Source organism: Luteimonas sp. MC1782 (assembly GCF_014164605.1).
Lineage (GTDB): Bacteria > Pseudomonadota > Gammaproteobacteria > Xanthomonadales > Xanthomonadaceae > Luteimonas.
On the sequence record NZ_JACJFT010000001.1, the window covers coordinates 1,658,318 to 1,678,444 of the forward strand.

Here is a 20,127-nt window from a genome sequence, read left to right on the forward strand (position 1 = left end):
CCCCTGCACGGCATCCGCCGCGCATGCTTGAATAGCCGCCATGTTCATCAACTGCCCGCATTGCCGCGGCCTGATCGCCACCGATCCGGCCACCGACCTGCCGCCGCCGCGCTGCCCGCGCTGTGCTGCACAGCTCGATGCCGGGCAGCCGGCGGAGCCGTCGCAGCAGGCGGATGACATGCGCGGCCCCGACGCCGCCGCGATCGACGCCGCGCGCAGCGGCGTGGCCGCGGCGATCGAGGATGCCTTCGGACCCGCGCGCGACGCGCACGCCGCCCTGCTCGCGCAGCCCGCGGTTTCGGTGGCCTCGTTGCTGCGCACCGGCAGCGATGTCGCAGCCGAGGGCGACGCGCCGCCACCTGACGCGGCAGCTCCGATAGCCGCCGACGCCGCGCCCCACCCCGCGGCCTCGTCCGAGGCCGCGGTCGCATCCGCAGCCGCGGACGCGCCCGCACGCTCCGATGCCGTGGAGTCACCGGCCGACCCGCCGCCACCGTCGCGCCGCGGCGGCAAGCCCGCGCCGAGCTTCGCGCGCGCCCGCCGCATCGCCGCCGATGCGCCAGCCGGACGCCGCTGGGTGATGCCGGCGGCCATCGTCGGCCTGGCCGTGCTGCTGGGCGTGCAGTGGCTTCTCGCCGATCGCGCACGCCTGGCCGCCGACCCGGCGTGGCGCCCGGTCGTGGCGCGCACCTGCGCGCTGCTGCGCTGTTCGCTGCCGCCGTGGCGCGAGCCCGCCGCCTTCGCGCTGCTGGAACGTGACGTGCGCCCGCATCCGCAGCGCGCCGACACGCTGCGCATCACCGCCAGTTTCCGCAACAACGCCACGTGGCCGCAGGCGTGGCCGGAGGTGGTGCTGACGCTGTCCGACGTCGATGGCCGGCCACTCGGCACGCGCGCGTTCGCACCCGCCGAATACCTCGGACAGGCGCCGGAGAACGCGCTGGTCGACAGCGGTGCCGGCGCGGTGATCCGCATGGACGTGCGCGAGCCGGGCCGCGGCGCGGTCGCCTTCATGTTCGACTTCCGCTGACGGCACGCCATTTGGCGTGCCCGCCGGGCGCGCGCTAGACTCGACGACGATCCGCGCCACCAGGGCGTGGTGCTTCCGGGGCCCTCTTGAACGCTGCCGACCATTCCGAGCCGCATGCGCGCGGCACGCCGCGTCCGCCGCTGCGCGAGCACGTCGCGAACGCGGTGCGCCGCTACATCCGCGACCTCGACGGCCGCGACGCCAAGAATCTCTACGAGATCGCCTTGCGCGAGCTCGAGATCCCGCTGTTCGTCGAGGTCCTGAACCACTGCGAGGGCAACCAGAGCCGCGCCGCGGCGATCCTCGGCATCCATCGCGCCACCCTGCGCCGCAAGCTGCGCGACTACGGCATCGTCTGACGCGGCTGCGAGGGCCGGTGCTTCGGGCCCGGCCGTATAATCGGCGTTTTCCCGCTGCGGTACGCACCCCATGACCATCGACCGCCTGCCCCTGCGCCGGGCCCTGTTGTCCGTGTCCGACAAGACCGGGCTGCTGGACCTCGCGCGCGCGCTCGCCGCACGCGGTGTCGAACTCCTTTCCACCGGCGGTACCGCGCGCACGCTGCGCGACGCCGGCCTGGCGGTGCGTGACGTCGCCGACGCCACCGGCTTCCCGGAAATGATGGATGGCCGCGTCAAGACCCTGCACCCGGTGGTGCACGGTGGCCTGCTCGGGCGCGCCGGCGTGGACGACGCGGTGATGGCCGAACACGGGATCGCCGCGATCGACCTGCTGGTGCTGAACCTGTACCCGTTCGAGCGGGTGTCGGCGGATCCGGCGAGCAGCCTGGATGACATCGTCGAGAACATCGACATCGGCGGCCCGGCGATGCTGCGCTCCGCGGCGAAGAACTTCGCGCGCGTCGCCGTGGCCACAGATCCCGCGCAGTACGCGGGCGTGCTCGCCGAACTCGACGCCCATGACGGCACGCTGTCGGCGAAGACGCGCTTCGCGCTGTCGGTGGCGGCGTTCAACCGCGTGGCGCAGTACGACGCCTGCATCAGCGACTACCTGTCCTCGATCGGCGACGACGGCGCGCGCAGCGCGTTTCCCGCGCAGGCCAACGGCAGCTTCGTGAAGGTGATGGACCTGCGCTATGGCGAGAACCCGCACCAGCGTGGCGCGTTCTACCGCGACCTGCATCCGGTGCCGGGCACGCTGGCGACATTCACGCAGCTGCAGGGCAAGGAGCTCAGCTACAACAACCTCGCCGATGCCGACGCCGCCTGGGAATGCGTGCGCCAGTTCGATGCGCCGGCCTGCGTGATCGTCAAGCACGCCAATCCCTGCGGCGTGGCCACCGGCGCCGGCTGCGGTGATGCCTACGAGCTCGCCTACGCCACCGACCCGACCTCGGCCTTCGGCGGCATCATCGCCTTCAACGGCACGCTCGACGCCGCGACGGCCAAGGCGATCCTCGACCGCCAGTTCGTCGAAGTGCTGATCGCACCGGACTACGACGCGGGCGCGCTGGATGTCGCGCGCCGCAAGGCCAACGTGCGCGTGCTGCGCATCGCGCACGGTGCGGGCCGCAACATGATGGACGTCAAGCGCGTCGGCTCGGGCCTGCTCATGCAGGACGCCGACAATCGCGAGGTCGCGCGCGAGGAGCTGCGCGTGGTCACGGCGCGCGCGCCGGACACCGCGGAGCTCGACAGCCTGCTGTTCGCCTGGCGCGTTGCGAAGTTCGTGAAGTCGAACGCGATCGTCTATGCCAGCGGCCAGTACACCGTCGGCATCGGCGCGGGGCAGATGAGCCGCGTGGTGAGCGCGAAGATCGCCAGCCTGAAAGCCGAAGAGGCCGGGCTGGTGGTGCCGGGTTCGGTCATGGCGTCGGACGCGTTCTTCCCGTTCCGCGACGGCATCGACGCCGCGGCCGCGGCCGGCATCCGCGCGGTGATCCAGCCGGGTGGGTCGATGCGCGACGCCGAGGTGATCGCCGCCGCCGACGAGCACGGCCTCGCCATGGTGTTCACCGGCGTGCGCCACTTCAGGCATTGATACCCCCATTCGCGCCTGCGGCGCGAATCGCCCCCTGACTCAGGGGGCTATGCTCAACCCAGTTGAACGGCGAGGTCGACACATGAAAGTCCTGGTCATCGGTTCCGGCGGCCGCGAGCACGCGCTGGCCTGGAAGCTCGCGCAGTCGCCGGACGTGCACGACGTCCTGGTCGCGCCCGGCAACGCCGGCACCGCCATCGAGGGCAAGTGCCGCAACGTCGCCATCGCCGTCAGCGAGCTGGACGCGCTGCTGCAGCTGGCGCAGGACGAAGCCGTCGCCTTCACCCTGGTCGGCCCCGAGGTGCCGCTGGTCGCCGGCATCGTCGACCGGTTCCGCGCCGCCGGGCTGCGCATCTTCGGGCCCACCGCGGCGGCCGCGCAGCTGGAAGGCAGCAAGGCGTTTGCCAAGGCGTTCCTCGAACGCCACGGCATTCCCACCGCGCACTACGCGGTGTTCACCGATGCGGGCGAGGCGGTCGCCCACGTGCGCGCGCATGGCGCGCCGATCGTGGTCAAGGCCGATGGCCTGGCCGCCGGCAAGGGCGTGATCGTGGCGATGACGCTGGCCGAGGCGGAAGCGGCGATCGACGACATGCTCGCCGGCGACGCCTTCGGCGACGCCGGCGCGCGCGTGGTGGTGGAGGAATTCCTCGAAGGCGAGGAAGCCAGCTTCATCGCCATCGTCGACGGCACCACCGCGCTGCCGATGGCCACCAGCCAGGACCACAAGCGCGTCGGCGACGGCGACACCGGGCCCAACACCGGCGGCATGGGCGCGTATTCGCCGGCACCCGTGGTCACGCCCGCGGTGCACGCGCGGGTGATGCGCGAGGTGATCGAACCGACCGTGCGCGGCATGGCCGCCGACGGCATCCCGTTCACCGGATTCCTTTACGCGGGGCTGATGATCGACGGCGACGGCATGCCGAAGGTCATCGAATTCAACGTGCGCTTCGGCGATCCCGAAACCCAGCCGGTGATGATGCGGCTGCAGTCGGACCTCGCGGCATTGATCCAGGCCGCCATCGACGGCCGCCTGGCCGGGATGGAGGCGCGCTGGGATCCGCGGCCCGCGCTCGGCGTGGTGATGGCGGCCGAAGGCTATCCGGGCACGCCGCGCACGGGGGACGTCATCAACGCCTGGGACGTTCCGGACCTCGACGACACCCGTGTGTTCCACGCCGGCACCCGCCTCGAGGACGGGCAGGCCGTCACCGCCGGTGGCCGCGTGCTGTGCGTGTGCGCGCTGGGCGACAGCGTCGCCGACGCGCAGCGGCGCGCCTATGCGGAGCTTGCCGGCATCTCCTGGCACGGCGAGTTCCACCGCCACGACATCGGCTGGCGCGCGATCGCGCGCGAACGCGGCTGACGCCGGGAGCGCGACGCGGTGGACTGGAACGAGGTGGTCCGCGCGCTCAGCGCCGCGCTCGGCATCGGCCTGCTGATCGGTGCGGTGCGCGAGCGTGCGCACGTCGACGGTTCGAGCGTCGCCGGCGTCCGTACCCATGCGCTGCTGGCGCTGCTGGGCGCGATCGCCTACGGCTTCGGCACCGCCGCGTATGTCGCAGTGCTGCTGGCGGTCGCCCTGCTGGCGCATGCCGCCTACGTGCGCACGCGTGACCAGGATCCGGGCCTCACCGGCGAGGTGGCGATGCTGCTCACCGTGGCGCTCGCCGGGCTGACGCGGGAATCGCCGTCACTCGCCGCCGGCCTCGGCGTGGTGGTGGCGGTGCTGCTCTGGGCCAAGGATCCGCTGCGGCGCCTGAGCCGCGAACTGATCAGCGAACGCGAGATGAAGGACGGCCTGCTGCTGGCGGCCGCCGCGCTGGTGGTGTTGCCGCTGCTTCCCGACGTACCACTCGATCCCTGGGGCGTGCTGCAGCCGGCGATGCTGTGGCGGATCGTGGTGCTGGTGCTGGCGGTGGGCATGGTCGGGCACGTCGCACTGCGCGCGGTCGGCGCACGCCGCGGACTGCCTGTTGCCGGTTTCTTCTCCGGATTCGCCTCCTCCACCGCGGCCGTTGCCAGCTACGGCCGCCTGGCGCGTGACCAGCCGCGCCTGGCGACGGAGGCCGCCGCCGCCGCGCTGCTCTCCAACCTGGCCTCGGTGCTGCTGCTGGCCGCGGTGATCGGCGCCGTGTCGCCGGGCTTCCTGCGCACGGCGGCGTGGCCGCTCGGTGGTGCCGCGATCGGCCTGCTGCTGGTCGCCGCCACCGGCCTGCATCGGACGCGCGGCGACTCGCCTGCCGCCGAGGCGCCACAGGCGCGGGCCTTCCGCCTCAGCCACGCGATCGGCATCGCGCTGCTGATTGCCGCGGTCATGCTCGCCGCCGAGGCCCTGCGGCGCAGCTTCGGCGATGCCGGCGCGCTGATCGGCGCGACGGTCGCCGCGCTGGCCGAACTGCAGGCCGCGGGGGCCACCATCGCGCGGTTGGCCGAGATCGGCGGACTGCCGCATGCGCAGGCGCGCTGGGGCGTGGCCGGCCTGCTCGCGGCGTCGGCGCTGACCAAGCTGGTGCTGGCCTTCGCCAGCGGCGGGGCGCGCTATGGCCGCATCACGGGCGGTGGGCTGGTGCTGATGGTGGTGCTGGCCGCCGCCGGCGCATGGCTGGCGCCCGCCTGACCGTGCGGCGCGATGTCGCGCCGGGCGTGGCTCACAGCAGCCGCGGGAGATCGGGCAGTTCGTTCTCGTCGATGTCCCCGGCCACGCGCGGGAAGTGTCGTGCGAGGAGGCCGGAGACCGCGCCGACGCCGGCGAGCGCGGCGGCTTCGTGTTCGCCGGCGCGGAGGCGTTCCTCCATCCGCGCGCATGCCTCGCGCCATTGGCCATCGGTGACCAGCCCGTCGAGGCCGCGATCGGCGACGATCTCGATCCGGTGGTCGGCCAGCAGCAGGTAGACCAGTACGCCGTTGTTGGCCTGCGTGTCCCACACGCGCAGCTCGGCGAAAACCTCGCTCGCGCGCGCGCGCGCGGTGACGCCTTGGACCACGCGCAACGCCGGCAGTGCAGGCTCCACCGCGAAACACACTTCGCCGCGATGGCGCCGTTCGCCCTCCGCCACGGCCTCCGCGATCCGTTGCAGGCTGTCGGCGGGAAACACGCCGTGGGCGGTCGGCGCGAACAGGTGCCGCAGCAGGCGCATCACGGTCGCCATCTCACCAGCTCCCCGAGGCACCACCGCCCCCGCTCATGCCGCCACCGCCGGACCAGCCACCGCCACCTCCACCGCCGAATCCGCCACCGCCGCCACCGAAACCGCCGCCACCCCAGCCACCGCCGCCAAACCCGCCCCAGCCGCCGTGGCGTACGTAACGGCCAGCGGACGCCTTCGACAGGCCGAACAGGAAGCCGATCACCGCCGCCACGCCACCCAGCCCCAGCGCGGCCGAAAGCAGCCAGGCCGCGGTGCCGGCGGCACCGCCGGTGAACAGGCCGCGCAGGACGGCCGGTGCGCGCCCGAACACGCCGCGCACGATGGTCGCGACCACGAACGCGGCGAACAGCGCGCCGAGCCAGCTGCCGCTGCCGCCACCACCACCGCCTTCGCGGTGGCTGGCGATCGGTTCCGGCAACGGCTCGCCATCGATCAGGCGCACCAGCACCGCGGTGGCATCGATGATCCCGCCGCCGTAATCGCCGGCGCGGAACCTGGGTGCCATGTATTCCTGGATGATCCGCCCGGCGGTGATATCGGGTATCGCACCCTCCAGGCCGTAGCCGGGCTGGATGCGTACGCGGCGATCATCCTTCGCCACCACCACCAGCACCGCGTCGTCGACGCCCTTGCGTCCCGGCCGCCATTGGTCGAACACGCGCTGCGTGTACTGCTCGATCGATTCCGGCTGCGTGCTGGCGACCACCAGCACCTGCAGCTGGCTGCCCTTGCGCTGCTGCAGCTCCAGCGCCTGGCGTTCCAGCTGCGCGCGCTGCGCGGCATCGAGGGTGCCGGTGGCGTCGACCACCGGCGAGTCCAGCGCCGGGACCGCGGCCAGTTCCTGCGCGCGCGCCTGCGGCAACGGCAGCCACGCCAGCGCGCAGGCCAGCACCAGCGCCGGCCACCACCGGCCCGTCAGCACGGCGCGCATGCGCATCCTGGCGCCCGGCGTCCGCTCAGGCCGCCAGCTGCAACATGGGCTGCGGCGCGCGGTCCGCCGCCGCGCCGAAGTCGACCGCCGGCGCGTCCTGGAGCTCGCGTTCGTTCTCGACCTCGAAGTTGGGGCGGACCTTGTGGCCGAACATCTTGGCGACCAGGTTCTGCGGGAACGAGCGGATGTAGGTGTTGTAGTCCTGCACCAGCTGGATGTAGCGGCCGCGAGCCACGGTGATCCGGTTCTCCGTGCCCTCCAGCTGCGTCTGCAGGTTGAGGAACCCCTGGTCGGCCTTGAGGTTGGGATAGTTCTCCACCACCACCATCAGCCGCGACAGTGCGCTCGACAGCTCACCCTGTGCCTGCTGGAACTGCTGCAGCGAAGCAGGGTCGTCGGCATTGACGTTGACCTCGCCGACCTTGGCGCGCGCCTCGGTCACCGCGGTCAATACCTGCTGCTCGTGCGCGGCGTAGCCTTTCACCGTGGATACCAGGTTGGGAACCAGGTCCGCGCGCCGCTTGTACTGGTTGAGCACCTCCGACCAGCCGGCGTCGACCGCTTCGTCCTTCTGCTGGATCTGGTTGTAGCCGCAGCCGCTCAACATGACGGCCAGCACCATTAACAGGATGTAGCGCATTGCCCCGCTCCCATGGGTCTGTGGCGCGCATTCCAGCACCGGGCAGCGAAAGGCCCGATGAAGGCCGCCGCGATCGCCACGGCGGGATACCGGCGACATACCCTGGCCATACCGTCCCCATACCCTTGCGTGGATATTTCCGGGTTTGTCGCTAAACTCGCGAATCCCCCGAACAAGGTATTGCCGGTGTCCAACCTCGCGTCGACCCTGAAGTCCGAAATCTCGCGCCTTGCCCGCAAGGAAATGAAGGCGCAGACCGATGCCCTGCGCAAGGCCAGCAGCAGTTATCGCCGCGACATCGCCGAACTCAAGCGCCAGGTGGCCGTGCTGTCGCGGCAGTTGAAGAAGTCGGGCGGCAAGCAGGCCGTCGATACCTCCGGCGACGCCGACGACGCGACCTCGTCGCGCTTTTCAGCCAAGGGTTTGAAGTCGCTGCGCGCGCGCCTAGACCTGTCCGCCGCCGACTTCGCCAAGCTGGCCGGCGCCAGTGCGCAGTCCGTCTACAACTGGGAAAACGGCAAGACCATTCCCCGCGCCACCCAGGTCGCGGGCATCGTGCCGCTGCGTTCGCTCGGCAAGCGCGAAGCGCAGGCGCGACTCGAGGCGCTGTCCACCGCGCCCAAGGCGAAGGCCAAGCCGCGCGCGAAGAAGGCCGCGAACGCCTGACATACCGGACGGCAGGTATCGCTGCCTGTCGTCCGCAGCCCGCAACCGGTCTGCTAGTCTCACGGCCACTCGACCGGGGGCCGCATGCGCCACAGCCAGTTCGCACTGCTCACCCAGCGCCGCTTCCTGCCCTACTTCGGCGTGCAGGCGCTCGGCGCCTTCAACGACAACGTGTACCGGCAGGCGATCATCGGCCTGCTGTTCCATCTCGGCGTCGACAGCGACCAGCGTACGCTCTACACCAACCTCGCGCCGGCACTGTTCATCGCGCCCTATTTCCTGTTTTCTGCGATCGCCGGGCAGTTCGCCGAGAAACTCGAGAAGCAGCGCCTGATCCGCATCACCACGGCGATGGAGATCGTGATCATGTCGCTGGCCGGCGTGGGCTTCCTGATGGGCAGCATGCCGCTGCTGCTGGTGGCGCTGTTCGCGACCGGCATGCAGTCGACGCTGTTCGGGCCGGTGAAGTATTCGATCCTGCCGGCGGTGCTGAAACCCGAGGAACTCACCGGCGGCAACGGCCTGGTGGAGATGGGCACGTCGCTGTCGATCCTCGCCGGCATGATCTATGGCGGGCTGGTCTTCCAGGTGGCGGGCAGCTGGGGGCCGGAGGCCGCGGCCGCCTCGGTGGTCGCGCTGGCGGTCATCGGCAACCTGGTGGCGCGCATGATCCCGCGTGTCGACGCCGGCGCGCCTGACCTCCAGGTCAACTGGAACCCGGTGCCGGAATCGGTGCGCATCTGGAAGCTCACCCGGCGCACGCCGGCGGTGCGCAACGCGATCCTGGGCGTGTCCTGGTTCTGGTTCGTGGGCACGGTCCTGACCGCACAATTGCCCAACTATGCCGAACTGCACCTCGGCGCAGCCGAGCGCTCGACCAGCCTCTACATCTTCGGCCTGGCGCTGTTCTCGATCGGCGTCGGCACCGGCTCGCTGCTGTGCGAGAAGCTCTCCGCGCGCACCGTCGAGATCGGCCTGGTGCCGCTCGGTGCGCTGGGCATCAGTGCCTTCATGCTGGACCTGTACTTCGCGCGCAGCGGGCTGGCACCGCAGGCCGGACTCGACATCGCCGGCTTCCTCGCCGGCGACAACGGCTGGCGCATCGCGTTCGACCTGACCGGCATCGGCTTCTCCTGCGGCCTGTTCATCGTGCCGCTGTTCGCGCTGGTGCAGAGCCGCACGCCCAATCACGAGATGGCACGCGTGTTCGCCGGGCTCAACATCCAGAACTCGGCCTTCATCGTCGCCGCGGCAGTCATTGGCCTGGCGCTGCAGCAGGTGCTCGGCTGGAGCATTCCGCAGGTGTTCCTGGCGCTGGCGATCGCCAACCTGGTGGTCGCCACGTGGATCTTCACCATCGTGCCCGAGTTCGCGATGCGCTTCGTCAGCTGGCTGCTGGTGCGCACGCTGTATCGGCTGGAGCTGCACGGCATCGAACGCCACGTGCCCGACGAGGGCCCGGCGCTGCTGGTGTGCAACCACGTCAGCTACATGGATGCGCTGATCCTGGCGGCGAGCATCCCGCGCCCGGTGCGGTTCGTCATGTACTACCGGATCTTCCAGATCCCTGTGATGCGCTGGATCTTCCGCGCCGCCGGCGCGATCCCGATCGCCAGCCCGCGCGAGGACCTGGCGATGATGGAACGCGCCTTCGACGCCATCGATGCCGCGCTGGCCGACGGCGAACTGGTGCTGATCTTCCCCGAGGGCCGCCTGACGCGGGATGGCGCCATCGCGCCGTTCAAGTCGGGAGTCGAGCGCATCCTGGCGCGGCGACCGGTGCCGGTGGTGCCGATGGCGCTGCGCGGCATGTGGGCCAGCATGTGGAGCCGCCGCGGCGCCGCGGCCGAGGGCGGCCTGCTGGACCGCATGCGCGTGCCGCGCCGCTTCCGCGCCCATGTCGCGGTGATGGCCCAGGCGCCGGTCGCGGGCCAGGACGCCACGGCGGCCTCGCTCGAGGCGCAGGTGCGCACGTTGCGCGGCGACGCCGCCTAGTTCACCCAGCCGGCGACCACGAACAGCGCCAGCAGCGCCAGCCACGCGAGCAGGATGCGCCACACCAGCGACATCGCGTCGCGCAGCGCCTGTGGCAGCGCGGCGTCCTGCATGCCGTCTTCCTCCAGCTCGTGGCGCACGCTGGCGCGCCCCACGGCGGCGAGGAACCCGGCATCCAGCGTGAACCGCGCACCGCCACCCGCCTTCCACGCGCCGACCACCACGTCGAAATTGCCGACCAGCGCCAGCGACAGCGCCATCAGCTGCGCCGCCGGCCAGTCGAGCAGCGCCAGCAGGCGGCGCGCGCCGTCGACGAAGCCGGCGGGCAGGTAGAGCGCGGGTTCGCCTTCGGCGGCGATCGCCGCCAGGCGGTACAGCAGCGCGCCTGCCGGCCCGAGCAGCAGGAACCAGAACAGCACCCCGAACCAGCGCCGCAGCGCGGCGGAGAACACCCGGCCCACCGGGTCGCCGGCATCGGCGGCGCCGGCCGCCGCCGGTGGCCTCAGCAGCGCGAGCGCCACGGAGCGGGCCGTGGGATCGGGGGCGTCGATGATCACGTCGACATCGCGATCCAGATCGCGCGGCCCCCAGGCGTAGAACAGCAGCGCCACGCCGAACAGCAGGGAGGGCAGCCCGAACACCACGTCGCGCAGCAGCAGCTGCAGCAACGCGACCACCAGCAGCGGCGGCAGCAGCGCGAGCAGCACGCCACCGGGGCCACGCCAGAAGCTGTCGCCCGGGAAACGGCCGTCCAGCCAGCGCAGCCACGCCTGGTACCAGCCGTCGTCACGCATGGCGGCGGCGAATGCGGGTGCTCCGTGGCCGATCGCCAGTGCGATCACGACGGCAAAGAGGGTGGAGAACATGCGCCGATTCTAGCCGCAGCCATGGCGGGCGCGCGTGGCCTGTCGCGTGGCTCAGCCGGTGCCGGCGTACCAGTCCTCGATCAGCCAGCGCGAGATCGAGATCGACGGCGACAGCAGCAGGCCGTCATCACCGGACTCGCCGCGCAGCGCGGCGCCGACCTCGTCGCGCCCGAACCAGCGTGCGTCCTCGAGCTCGTCGTTGCAGCGCGGAACGTCCGGCCGGGCGTCGGCCGCGAAGCCGAGCATCAGTGACGACGGGAACGGCCACGGCTGCGAGCCCAGGTAGCGGCAGGCGCGCACGCGCACCGCGCTCTCCTCGAAGACTTCGCGCACCACGGTCTGCTCCAGTGATTCGCCCGGCTCCACGAAGCCCGCCAGCACCGAATAGCGACGCGGTGGCCAGCCCGGGCTGCGCCCGAGCAGCAGCCGCGCGCCATCGCTGACCGCCACGATCACTGCCGGATCGGTGCGCGGGTAGTGTTCCAGCGCGCAGCCCGGGCAGCGGCCCAGCCAGCCGGCGCGGGCGAAGGCGAGCGTCGTGCCACAGGCGCCGCAATGGCGGTGGCGCGCGCGCCAGTGCAGCACCGCGCGCGCCTGCGCGAATGCGGTGGCTTCGAAGCCGGGCCACTGGCCGGCCGCGGTGCGCAGGTCGACGCCCGGCGGCTCGCCGGATTCCACCGCCGAGGTGGCCGGAAGGGCAAACCAGCCTTCCTCGCCACGCAGGCCGAGGAACAGCGCATCGGTAGGCATCGCGCCGAGGCTTGCGCACGGCGGCGCCAGCAGCTGCCCCTGGTCGTCCGACCAGGCGCGGCCATCGGCGTCCACCACCAGCACGCGGCCATCCGCCCACAGGCGCGCGAGGGCGGCGGGATCGTCACGGAGGTGTTCGGCGCGGTCGAGCGGTGCGTCGATGAAGGCGAACGGCGCCCGGCGCCGCTCGGTCATGTCGTGAAGCTGCTGCCGCAGCCGCAGGTCGACTTGGCATTCGGGTTGCGGATGGTGAACTGCGCGCCATGCAGGCTTTCGCTGTAATCCACCGCCGCGCCCATCAGGTACTGCAGGCTGAGCGGGTCGACCAGCAGGGTGACGCCGTCGGTGTCCACCGCCAGGTCGTCCTCGCCACGGGTCTCGTCGAACTCGAAGCCGTACTGGAAGCCGGAGCAGCCGCCGCCCTGGATATACACGCGCAGCTTCAGCGCCGGGTTGCCTTCTTCGCTGATCAGCTCGCGGACCTTGGCGGCAGCGGCGGGCGTGAAATGGAGCGGACGGTCCAGCCCCAGGTAATCGGGGGCGGCCAGATCGATGATGGTGTCCATGCGGACAGGATGGGGGGCACGGCCCCCCGCTTCAAGCGTCGGGGCTGGAACGCGGTGCCACGTCGCCCGCCGCGTCCGCCCACGGGAAGGACCCGTCGACCGCGGGCGCCCCGACCGGCGCGAGGCGCACGTGCACGCGCAGCGGGGTGAACCCCTCGGGCAACAGGATGTCGCCCTCCAGCTGCTGGAAGTACTTGAATGAATACTCCGCGCCCATCGCATCGTCCTGCGGGCGCAGGTCGCTCCACTCGAGCCGCTCCAGGCTGCCGTTGCGCGAGCCTTCCACCGCGAGCGTCAGCCGCCCGCGGCTGACCGCGGCGCGGTTGAGGGTCTGGGTGAGGGTGGCGGTGAAGTGCCAGGCCCCCTCTCCCTGCGGCTGCAGGCGCAGGCCATGCACGGTCAGGCCGCGGCGCTGGCTGGTGGAACCGACCAGGCGCTCGTAGAAGGCGACGTCGGCGCGCAGCGCGGAGACCTCCTCGTCGCGCTCTGCGAGGGTGCCCTGCAGGTCCTGGTTGGCCTCGCGGCTGACCTGGTCGGAACGCGCCAGGGTGGCGACCTGCTGGCGCAGGCCATCGAGTTCCGAGCCGACCGTCGCCGCCTCGCCGCCGCGCGCGCCCACCACCGTCCACACGCCCCACAGGCCGAACAGCAGCGCCGCGGCCAGCAGGATCAGCAGCGCGAGATGCGCGCGTGGGTGCGGATGTTCCGGGAGCTGCGAATCGGGCATCGGCGCATGGTAGCGCGGGTCCTCGGCCATGGCGCAAGGCCCCTATACTCCGCGGCGTACCACCCTCGGGGAGATGCGCGATGTCCGAAGCCCAGCTGTTCGCAATCGGCGTGCTGCTGGCCTGGCTTGCCGGCATCCGCGTGTACATGACGGTGTTCGGCGTGGGCGTGGCCGGCGCGCTCGGCTGGCTCGACCTGCCGCAGGCACTCGAGGTCACCACCTCGCCGTGGGTGATGGGCATCTCCGGCGTGCTGGCGCTGGTCGAGTTCTTCGCCGACAAGATCCCCGGGGTGGACTCCGCATGGGACCTGCTGCAGACCCTCGCCCGCGTGCCGGCAGGCGCCTTCCTGGCGGCCGCCGCGCTGTCGCCTGACGGCGACCTGTCCACCGGCATGCTCGCCACCGGGGCCGGGGTCGCGCTTGGCAGCCACGTGCTGAAGGCCGGCAGCCGCGCACTGATCAATACATCGCCGGAACCGCTCAGCAACTGGGGCGCATCGGCCGCGGAAGACGTGGCGGTGGTCGGGCTGATGGGCCTTGCCCTCGCCTACCCGTGGCTGGCCCTGGGACTGGCGGGCCTGATCAGCGCGCTGCTGGCGCTGGCGCTGTGGTGGGTCTGGCGGCGCCTGTTCCGCCGCCGGCCACCGCACGCCACCCCGCCCGGCGCGTGACTGCGACGGCCCGCAGCGATCCGGGCACGCGTTCGTTGTAGGCTTGACGGCCGGGGGGCGCGAGGCGTCGACCCCGTTTGGGGGATCGAGCAACGTGGCGAACGCAGCACCCGGCATCGACAACAGCACGGCGCGCGACCTGGCGGCCCTGCCGCGCGCGCATGCGGCGGGGGTGCGCGCGGAGTTTCCGCCCGCGCAGTACTGGCGCCGCTGGTGTGGCGATGCCGGCGCGCCGCTCGCCGCCGCCGTCGACGCCCCGGCCGTCGAGCCGCTGCCCGCACCGCAGCCGAAAGTAGGCGCGGACGGCAGCGTCGAGGCGCCCTACCGCGTGCTCGTGGTCGAGGACGACATCAGCCAGGGCCTGTTCGCCGAGAGCGTGCTCGGCGGTGCCGGCATGGAGGCCACGGTGGTCTCGGTGGCCAGCGAGGTCATGGCGTCGCTGGAGAGCTTCCGCCCCGACCTGGTGCTGATGGACCTGCACATGCCCGGCATGGACGGCGTGGAACTCACCAACCTGATCCGCGGCCATGACGTGCACGGCCACGTGCCGATCGTGTTCCTCACCGGCGATCCCGACCCCGAACGCCAGTTCGAGGTGCTCGAGGTCGGTGCCGACGACTTCCTGACCAAGCCGGTGCGTCCGCGCCACCTGATCGCCGCGGTGCAGAGCCGGGTGCGGCGCGCGCGCATGCTGGCGCAGCAGCGCAACGGCGGTGCGCGCCACCCGGTGACCGGGCTGTTCACCCGCTCGCACATGTTGCAACTGCTGAATTCCGCGATCCCCGGTGATGGCCAGGGCGCGATCTTCATGCTCGAGGTCGCCGGCATCGGCGCGCTGCGCGACCGCTACGGGTACGCGGGCCTGGAACAGCTGCTGACCGATGCCGGCGGGCGCATCGCCCAGGCCATCAGCGGCAACGCCGTGTCGCGCCTCAGCGACAGCATCTACCTGATCCACGCCGCGGTCCTCCCCGCCGGGCAGCTGCCCGAGACCGCACGCATCCTGCGCGATGTGCTGGGTCGCCACCTGTTCCCGGTCGGCGAGGAAACGGTCCGCCTGCAGGCCTTCGTCGGCTACACCACGCTCTCGCATGCCTATGGCGACGCCAGCAGCGCGCTGGCCGCCGCCGAACGCGCGCTGCGCGAGGCCCGCGCGCTGCCCGCCGCGATCGCCGGGTTCCAGCCGCCGCCGCAGCGCAACCACGACCAGGCCGTGGTGGAGTCGGTGCGCCAGGCCCTGCTCGACAACCGCTTCGAGCTGGCGTTCCAGCCGGTGGTCGCGGTGGCCGGCGGTGACGCTGCGCAGTACCAGACCCTGCTGCGCATGCGCGACGGGGATGGGCGGCTGCACGCCGCGGCGGAGTTCCTGCCCGCCGCCGACGCCGCCGACCTGATGCACGAGGTCGACCGCCGCGTGCTGGAGCTGGCCGTGGAGGTGCTGCACACGCGCAGCGCGATGAGCCGGCCGGTGCGGCTGTTCGTCTCGCAGTCGGCGCGCACGCTGGCGCGCGAGCGCTATGCCGACCACGTCATCGAAACCCTGGCCGCGCACGGCGGCGGCGGCGGCAGCCTGGTGATCGACGTCCGCCAGGACGAGGCGCTGATCCACACCCTGGCGCTCAAGGAGTTCTGCGCCGCCATGGTGCCGGCCGGCATCCAGCTCTGCCTGAGCCAGTACCACGCCAGCCGCGAGGCCGATGCGCTGCTCACCCAGCTGCCGCTGGGCTTCGTGCGCCTGGCGGCACGCTACTCGAGCCGCCTCGACGACACCGCCGTGCGCGACGAGATGCGCAACGCCATCGAACGCGCGCATCGCCTCGGTCTGCAGGTCATCGGCCCGCAGGTCGAGGACCCGCAGGCGGCCGCGACCCTGTGGATGAGCGGCGTGGACTACATCCAGGGCAACCTGGTGCAGCAGGCCGCGGACGGGATGGACTTCGACTTCCACCATTCGGTGCTCTGACATGATCCAACGCACGCGTCCTTCCGCCCTGATGATGCGCTGGCTCGCCCTGGGCGCCGCCGCGGGCGCGGCGTTGACGCTGGTGCTGGACATCATCGGCCTGGCCGGCCCGTGGCAGCACGCGGCGCTGGTGCTGGCCCTGCTGGCGGTGTTCGCGGTGATCGCCACCATCATCGTGCTGCGCAAACGCGACCAGGAGATCGAAGAGGTCGAGGAGCGTGCGCGGCGTGACGAGACCCTGCTCGCACAGCTGCAGGCCGAAGTCGAGCGCCACACGCAGCTCGAGCAGCAGCTGCGCCAGGCCAAGCAGGCGGCGGAATCGGCGGTGATGGCCAAGGGCGAGTTCCTGGCCACGATGAGCCACGAGATCCGCACCCCGCTCAACGGCATCGTGCCCATGCTCGACCTGCTGATGCACGCACAACTCGCGGCCGACCACGGCGAACTGGTGCGCACCGCCTACACCTCGTCGCAGCAGATGCTGCGCATCGTCGACGACATCCTCGACTACTCCAAGCTCGAGGCGGACAAGCTCGAGCTGGAGAGCACCGCCTTCAACCTGCGCGAACTGCTGGAAAGCGTCATGCAGCTGATGGAGCGCCCGGCGCTCGGCAAGGCGCTGCGCATGACGCTGCACATCGAGCCGGCGGTGCGCCTGGCGGTGCGCGGTGACCCGGTGCGCCTGCGCCAGGTACTGGGCAACCTGGTCAGCAACGCGGTGAAGTTCACCGAGCGCGGCTCGGTGTCGGTCACGGTGCGCCGCATCGGCGAGAGCGCCGCGCAACACCAGTTGCGTTTCGAAGTCCGCGACACCGGCATCGGCATCGCATCCGCCGCGCAGTCGCGGCTGTTCCAGGCATTCAACCAGGCCGACGCATCCACCACCCGCCTGTACGGCGGCACCGGCCTGGGGCTGGCGATCTCCAAGCGCATCGTCGACCTGATGGGCGGGCGCATAGGCGTCGAGTCCGAGACCGGCCAGGGCGCCACGTTCTGGTTCGAGATCCCGCTGCTCAAGGCGCAGGGCGACATGCCGTCGCTGGCGGAGGACACCTCCTCCGGCGGCCGCCTGCTGCTGCTCAGCGCCGACCCGCGCCTGCGCCTGCGCCTGTCCATGCTGCTGCCCAACTGGGGCCTGCGGGTGAGCTCGGTGGAAAACACCCAGGAAGCACTGGAACGGCTGCGCACCGCCGCCACGCAGGGTGCGCCCTGGGCGTACTCGCTGGTGCTGGCCGATCTCGCCGGCATGCGCAGCACCGCGGTGGCCCTGTACCGCAATCTCGGCCGCCAGGCGGTCTACGGCGACCTCAAGCTGGTGTGCCTGTACGGCGACGATGCCGTGCCCGACGAGCTGCAGCGCAGCGTCACCCTCCTCAGCCGGCAGGCCCCCGATGCCGATCTCCGCGCCGCCCTCATCGGCAGCCCGGTCACGCAGACATCGGTCATCGCCAGAGAGCCTGCCATGGACACCCGCGCCAGCCTGCAAACGCCCTCATTGCCCGTCCGCGCGGCACGCGTGCTGCTGGTCGAGGACAACCCGGTCAACCTGATGGTCGGCCAGCGCCTGCTGTCCGTGCTCGGCATCACCTGCGACACCGCCAGCAACGGCGAGGCGGCGCTGATGCGCATGTCGGCATCGCGCTACGACATCGTGCTGATGGACTGCCAGATGCCGGTGATGGACGGCTACACCGCCACGCGCCGCTGGCGCGAAGGCGAGGACGCCGTGAACGACGGGCGCCGCGTGCCGATCATCGCCATGACCGCCAACGCCATGGCCGGCGACCGGCAGAAGTGCCTGGACGCCGGCATGGACGACTACCTGGCCAAGCCGGTCACGCGCAGCGAGCTGGAGCGTGCGCTGCACCGCTGGTGGTCGCCGGAACAGGCGGCCGCGGCCGCGCCGCAGATGGCGTTCTACCAGGTGGACCCGCTGAGCGGCGAAGCCATCGGGCCGGCACCGGCCGCGGCGGCGGATCCTCCCGTCGAAGAGCTCGCGGTGGCGCCCGCCGCGCCCGCTGGGGGTGTTGCGGTGCCCCCGGCCGTGCCGCATGCCACGCCGCAACCGCCGGTCATCGACAACGAGATCCTCGAAGAGCTGCGCGCCATGCTGGGCAGCGAGGTGGAGCGCCTCATCGAGGTGTTCCTCGATGACACGCCCAGGCTGGTCGCCGCCATGGAAAACGCCGCCATCGGTCCCGACTATGACGGCCTGCGCGACGCCGCGCATTCCCTCAAGTCGTCCAGCGCCAACCTCGGCGCGATGTCGCTGTCGGCGGCCGCCAAGCGCGTGGAACTGGGTGCCCGCGAGCGCTCGCTGCAACGCCCGGCCGTAGCCGTGGCGCTGGTGGCCAACGAGTTCACGCGCGCGCGCATTGCGCTCAAGGCCTGGGCGCCGGCACAGGCCTGACGGCGTCGGATCCGATGGGCAGGCTCAGCCGCCCATCTTCGACTGCAGGTAGTTCTGCTCGCCGATGCGCTTGATCAGGTCGAGCTGGGTCTCGATCCAGTCGACATGCTCTTCCTCGGAATCGAGGATGTCCTTGAACAGGCGTCCGCTGGTGTAGTCCTTGATGCTCTCGCAGTACTCGATCGCGGTGCGCAGCAGCGGCAGGCCGTCGAGTTCGAGCGCGAGGTCGCATTCGAGGATCTCGCGCGGGTTCTCGCCGATGCGCAGCTTGCCCAGCGCCTGGAAATTGGGCAGGCCTTCGAGGAACAGGATGCGGTCCGCGAGGCGATCGGCGTGCTTCATCTCGTCGATCGATTCCTCGTACTCGTGCTTGGCGAGCTCCTGGATGCCCCAGTTCTTGAGCATCTTGGCGTGCAGGAAATACTGGTTGATCGCGGTCAGCTCGTTGAAGAGCGCCTCGTTCAGGTACTTGATGACCTGTGCGTCGCCTTGCATGGGATGTCTCCGGCAGTAATGAGTCACCGGGACTGTATCGCCATCACCGTGTGCGTGGCGGAACGCGAATCGTGCTCATCCCGCCCGCGCGGGAGGGTAGGGTCAGGCAGCCTGGGCGAATGGCAGCGCGCGCGTGGCGTCGCGGGCGCGGGCTTCCTGATCGAGGAGTCCCATCGCGGTCTCGACGCACGACCCGCAGCTCGCGCCGCAACCGGTGCGCATGGTGAGTTCGGTCATGCCGCTGCAGCCGGAAGCGGCCGCCTGGCGGATATCGTGGTCGGTCACGCCATTGCAGACACAGACGTACACGGCGGGCTCACTGGCAGATGGGACTGGTTCCCATTGTCTTTGCACATGAGAATGATTGTCAATACCGCTGGTCGCCGTGGCGCCAACGGGTTCAGCGAACGCCGCCGTCCGGTCCCTTCATGCCGTCCGCAGCCAGCCGCGCGGGGCCCGGCCGCGTGCGCTGCGGCCGCTGCCGCGCCCGGCTGCGCGTCGCCTCCAGACTGACGCTCGGCACCGCCTGCATGCCCGCGATCTGCCGTGCGAACGGTGCCAGGTGCTGCAGCGCGCGTTCGTAGACCCCGCGCTTGAAGTTGACCACGTGCTCCAGCGGGTACCAGAAATCGACCCAGCACCAGTGGTCGAACTCGGGTTTCTCGGTCAGGTCCAGGCGCAGGTCGGCCTCGTTGCCGGTGAAACGCAGCAGGTACCAGACCTGCTTCTGGCCGATGCACACCATGCGGTCGTTGCGGCGGATCGCCCGCGGGGGCAGGCGGTAGCGCAGCCAGCCCGGCGTCACCCCGGCAACGTCGACGTGGTCGGGCAAGAGCCCGGTCTCCTCGCGCAGCTCGCGGTACATGGCCTCGAGCGGCGTCTCGTCGGTGTTCATTCCGCCCTGCGGGAACTGCCAGCCATCACGGCGCACCCGCCGCGCCCAGAACACGCGCCCGTCGGGGTGCATCAGGATGATGCCGACATTGGGCCGATAACCGTCCGGATCGATCACGATGCGGACTCCTGAAGGGGTCGACGCGAACCTGCGTCACTGCGACCGACTCTGCCACGGGTGGAACGGGGGAACAAGCGCAGTGCCCGGGGATTTGACGCCGGCCCGCCGGCCATGGACAATTCCCGGCTCGCCGCGCCCCGTGCGCGTGCCGAATGGCTATGTAGCTCAGCTGGTTAGAGCACAGCACTCATAATGCTGGGGTCGGTGGTTCGAGTCCACCCATAGCCACCACTGCAAGGCCCCGCC

Annotated in this window: 20 protein-coding genes and 1 tRNA gene; 11 read left to right on the forward strand and 10 right to left on the reverse strand. The window is 71.2% G+C overall.

Translation table 11 applies throughout. The annotated features are described in order from the left end of the window. Positions 1–40 precede the first annotated feature (40 nt). The 5 genes from H5368_RS07745 (at position 41) to H5368_RS13600 (ending at position 5,654) form a co-directional block, all read left to right on the forward strand. Positions 41–1,030, forward strand: a complete 990-nt coding sequence (locus H5368_RS07745) for a DUF3426 domain-containing protein (protein WP_182822994.1) — start codon at positions 41–43, stop codon at positions 1,028–1,030. A gap of 86 nt (positions 1,031–1,116) precedes the next feature. Further along, on the forward strand, positions 1,117–1,389 hold the full coding sequence (gene fis / locus H5368_RS07750) for a DNA-binding transcriptional regulator Fis (RefSeq protein ID WP_182822996.1): 273 nt from the start codon (positions 1,117–1,119) through the stop codon (positions 1,387–1,389). Between the two features lie 70 nt (positions 1,390–1,459). Continuing rightward, complete coding sequence (gene purH, locus H5368_RS07755) at positions 1,460–3,031, forward strand: bifunctional phosphoribosylaminoimidazolecarboxamide formyltransferase/IMP cyclohydrolase (protein ID WP_182822998.1); 1,572 nt, start codon at positions 1,460–1,462, stop codon at positions 3,029–3,031. Positions 3,032–3,113: 82 nt separating this feature from the next. Next, a complete protein-coding gene (gene purD, locus H5368_RS07760; RefSeq protein ID WP_182823000.1) occupies positions 3,114–4,400 on the forward strand; it encodes a phosphoribosylamine--glycine ligase in 1,287 nt (428 codons plus the stop codon). A gap of 18 nt (positions 4,401–4,418) precedes the next feature. After that, complete coding sequence (locus H5368_RS13600) at positions 4,419–5,654, forward strand: DUF4010 domain-containing protein (RefSeq protein WP_182823002.1); 1,236 nt, start codon at positions 4,419–4,421, stop codon at positions 5,652–5,654. Positions 5,655–5,685: 31 nt separating this feature from the next. On the opposite strand, the gene H5368_RS07770 is transcribed toward H5368_RS13600, so the two are convergent. From H5368_RS07770 to H5368_RS07780, 3 genes are read right to left on the reverse strand one after another with little or no spacing between them, the layout of a single operon-like run. Continuing rightward, a complete protein-coding gene (locus H5368_RS07770; RefSeq protein WP_182823884.1) occupies positions 5,686–6,174 on the reverse strand; it encodes a TPM domain-containing protein in 489 nt (162 codons plus the stop codon). Positions 6,175–6,187: 13 nt separating this feature from the next. Continuing rightward, the gene (locus tag H5368_RS07775) at positions 6,188–7,123 is read right to left on the reverse strand and encodes a TPM domain-containing protein (protein ID WP_182823005.1); all 936 of its coding nucleotides are present in this window, start codon (positions 7,121–7,123) and stop codon (positions 6,188–6,190) included. A gap of 19 nt (positions 7,124–7,142) precedes the next feature. Further along, complete coding sequence (locus H5368_RS07780; protein ID WP_182823007.1) at positions 7,143–7,757, reverse strand: LemA family protein; 615 nt, start codon at positions 7,755–7,757, stop codon at positions 7,143–7,145. A 186-nt stretch (positions 7,758–7,943) separates the two neighbouring features. Between H5368_RS07780 and H5368_RS07785 the strand changes: the two genes are divergently transcribed. Together H5368_RS07785 and H5368_RS07790 are read left to right on the forward strand one after the other, a co-directional pair. Continuing rightward, on the forward strand, positions 7,944–8,423 hold the full coding sequence (locus H5368_RS07785) for a helix-turn-helix domain-containing protein (protein ID WP_182823009.1): 480 nt from the start codon (positions 7,944–7,946) through the stop codon (positions 8,421–8,423). A gap of 84 nt (positions 8,424–8,507) precedes the next feature. Further along, entirely contained in the window at positions 8,508–10,418 is a 1,911-nt protein-coding gene (locus tag H5368_RS07790) for an MFS transporter (protein WP_182823011.1), read from the forward strand. On the opposite strand, the gene H5368_RS07795 is transcribed toward H5368_RS07790, so the two are convergent. Genes H5368_RS07795 through H5368_RS07810 form a run of 4 tightly spaced genes read right to left on the reverse strand, consistent with a single transcriptional unit; the run spans position 10,415 to position 13,357 of the window. Continuing rightward, the gene (locus H5368_RS07795; protein WP_182823013.1) at positions 10,415–11,284 is read right to left on the reverse strand and encodes a hypothetical protein; all 870 of its coding nucleotides are present in this window, start codon (positions 11,282–11,284) and stop codon (positions 10,415–10,417) included. The two genes, H5368_RS07790 and H5368_RS07795, sit on opposite strands and share 4 nt — an antisense overlap. 51 nt (positions 11,285–11,335) lie before the next feature. Next, positions 11,336–12,229: an NAD(+) diphosphatase gene (gene nudC / locus H5368_RS07800; RefSeq protein ID WP_182823015.1), complete on the reverse strand. Its 894-nt coding sequence runs from the start codon at positions 12,227–12,229 to the stop codon at positions 11,336–11,338. Further along, positions 12,226–12,600: an iron-sulfur cluster insertion protein ErpA gene (gene erpA / locus H5368_RS07805; RefSeq protein ID WP_182823017.1), complete on the reverse strand. Its 375-nt coding sequence runs from the start codon at positions 12,598–12,600 to the stop codon at positions 12,226–12,228. The genes nudC and erpA overlap by 4 nt, the downstream gene beginning before the upstream one ends. 31 nt (positions 12,601–12,631) lie before the next feature. Continuing rightward, positions 12,632–13,357 (reverse strand): DUF6776 family protein, encoded by a 726-nt coding sequence (locus tag H5368_RS07810; RefSeq protein WP_182823020.1) that lies wholly within the window; start codon positions 13,355–13,357, stop codon positions 12,632–12,634. Between the two features lie 50 nt (positions 13,358–13,407). Here H5368_RS07810 and H5368_RS07815 point away from each other — a divergent pair, with 50 nt between their 5' ends. The 3 genes from H5368_RS07815 to H5368_RS07825 all read left to right on the forward strand — a co-directional run bounded on the left by H5368_RS07815 (position 13,408) and on the right by H5368_RS07825 (position 18,371). Further along, on the forward strand, positions 13,408–13,998 hold the full coding sequence (locus H5368_RS07815) for a DUF4126 domain-containing protein (RefSeq protein WP_182823022.1): 591 nt from the start codon (positions 13,408–13,410) through the stop codon (positions 13,996–13,998). Between the two features lie 94 nt (positions 13,999–14,092). Beyond that, on the forward strand, positions 14,093–15,961 hold the full coding sequence (locus H5368_RS07820) for an EAL domain-containing protein (RefSeq protein ID WP_343203892.1): 1,869 nt from the start codon (positions 14,093–14,095) through the stop codon (positions 15,959–15,961). Between the two features lies 1 nt (position 15,962). Further along, a complete protein-coding gene (locus tag H5368_RS07825; RefSeq protein WP_223878001.1) occupies positions 15,963–18,371 on the forward strand; it encodes a hybrid sensor histidine kinase/response regulator in 2,409 nt (802 codons plus the stop codon). Between the two features lie 24 nt (positions 18,372–18,395). On the opposite strand, the gene bfr is transcribed toward H5368_RS07825, so the two are convergent. The 3 genes from bfr to H5368_RS07840 all read right to left on the reverse strand — a co-directional run bounded on the left by bfr (position 18,396) and on the right by H5368_RS07840 (position 19,878). Then, positions 18,396–18,866: a bacterioferritin gene (bfr, locus tag H5368_RS07830; RefSeq protein ID WP_182823023.1), complete on the reverse strand. Its 471-nt coding sequence runs from the start codon at positions 18,864–18,866 to the stop codon at positions 18,396–18,398. A 102-nt stretch (positions 18,867–18,968) separates the two neighbouring features. After that, the gene (locus H5368_RS07835; RefSeq protein ID WP_182823026.1) at positions 18,969–19,175 is read right to left on the reverse strand and encodes a (2Fe-2S)-binding protein; all 207 of its coding nucleotides are present in this window, start codon (positions 19,173–19,175) and stop codon (positions 18,969–18,971) included. A 91-nt stretch (positions 19,176–19,266) separates the two neighbouring features. Next, a complete protein-coding gene (locus tag H5368_RS07840; protein WP_182823028.1) occupies positions 19,267–19,878 on the reverse strand; it encodes an RNA pyrophosphohydrolase in 612 nt (203 codons plus the stop codon). 157 nt (positions 19,879–20,035) lie between these two features. Between H5368_RS07840 and H5368_RS07845 the strand changes: the two genes are divergently transcribed. Beyond that, positions 20,036–20,112 (forward strand) — tRNA-Met (locus H5368_RS07845). The last annotated feature ends 15 nt before the right edge of the window (positions 20,113–20,127 follow it).

Excerpts from the sequence above, each read along its gene's own strand:
- bfr (WP_182823023.1), bottom strand. The coding sequence starts at position 18,866 with ATGCAAGGCGACGCACAGGTCATCAAGTACCTGAACGAGGCGCTCTTC.
- H5368_RS07770 (WP_182823884.1), bottom strand. The coding sequence starts at position 6,174 with ATGCGCCTGCTGCGGCACCTGTTCGCGCCGACCGCCCACGGCGTGTTT.
- H5368_RS07780 (WP_182823007.1), bottom strand. The coding sequence starts at position 7,757 with ATGCGCTACATCCTGTTAATGGTGCTGGCCGTCATGTTGAGCGGCTGC.
- purD (WP_182823000.1), top strand. The coding sequence starts at position 3,114 with ATGAAAGTCCTGGTCATCGGTTCCGGCGGCCGCGAGCACGCGCTGGCC.
- erpA (WP_182823017.1), bottom strand. The coding sequence starts at position 12,600 with ATGGACACCATCATCGATCTGGCCGCCCCCGATTACCTGGGGCTGGAC.
- H5368_RS07815 (WP_182823022.1), top strand. The coding sequence starts at position 13,408 with ATGTCCGAAGCCCAGCTGTTCGCAATCGGCGTGCTGCTGGCCTGGCTT.
- nudC (WP_182823015.1), bottom strand. The coding sequence starts at position 12,229 with ATGACCGAGCGGCGCCGGGCGCCGTTCGCCTTCATCGACGCACCGCTC.
- H5368_RS07745 (WP_182822994.1), top strand. The coding sequence starts at position 41 with ATGTTCATCAACTGCCCGCATTGCCGCGGCCTGATCGCCACCGATCCG.
- H5368_RS07790 (WP_182823011.1), top strand. The coding sequence starts at position 8,508 with ATGCGCCACAGCCAGTTCGCACTGCTCACCCAGCGCCGCTTCCTGCCC.
- H5368_RS07825 (WP_223878001.1), top strand. The coding sequence starts at position 15,963 with ATGATCCAACGCACGCGTCCTTCCGCCCTGATGATGCGCTGGCTCGCC.
- H5368_RS07810 (WP_182823020.1), bottom strand. The coding sequence starts at position 13,357 with ATGGCCGAGGACCCGCGCTACCATGCGCCGATGCCCGATTCGCAGCTC.
- H5368_RS07775 (WP_182823005.1), bottom strand. The coding sequence starts at position 7,123 with ATGCGCATGCGCGCCGTGCTGACGGGCCGGTGGTGGCCGGCGCTGGTG.
- purH (WP_182822998.1), top strand. The coding sequence starts at position 1,460 with ATGACCATCGACCGCCTGCCCCTGCGCCGGGCCCTGTTGTCCGTGTCC.
- H5368_RS07795 (WP_182823013.1), bottom strand. The coding sequence starts at position 11,284 with ATGTTCTCCACCCTCTTTGCCGTCGTGATCGCACTGGCGATCGGCCAC.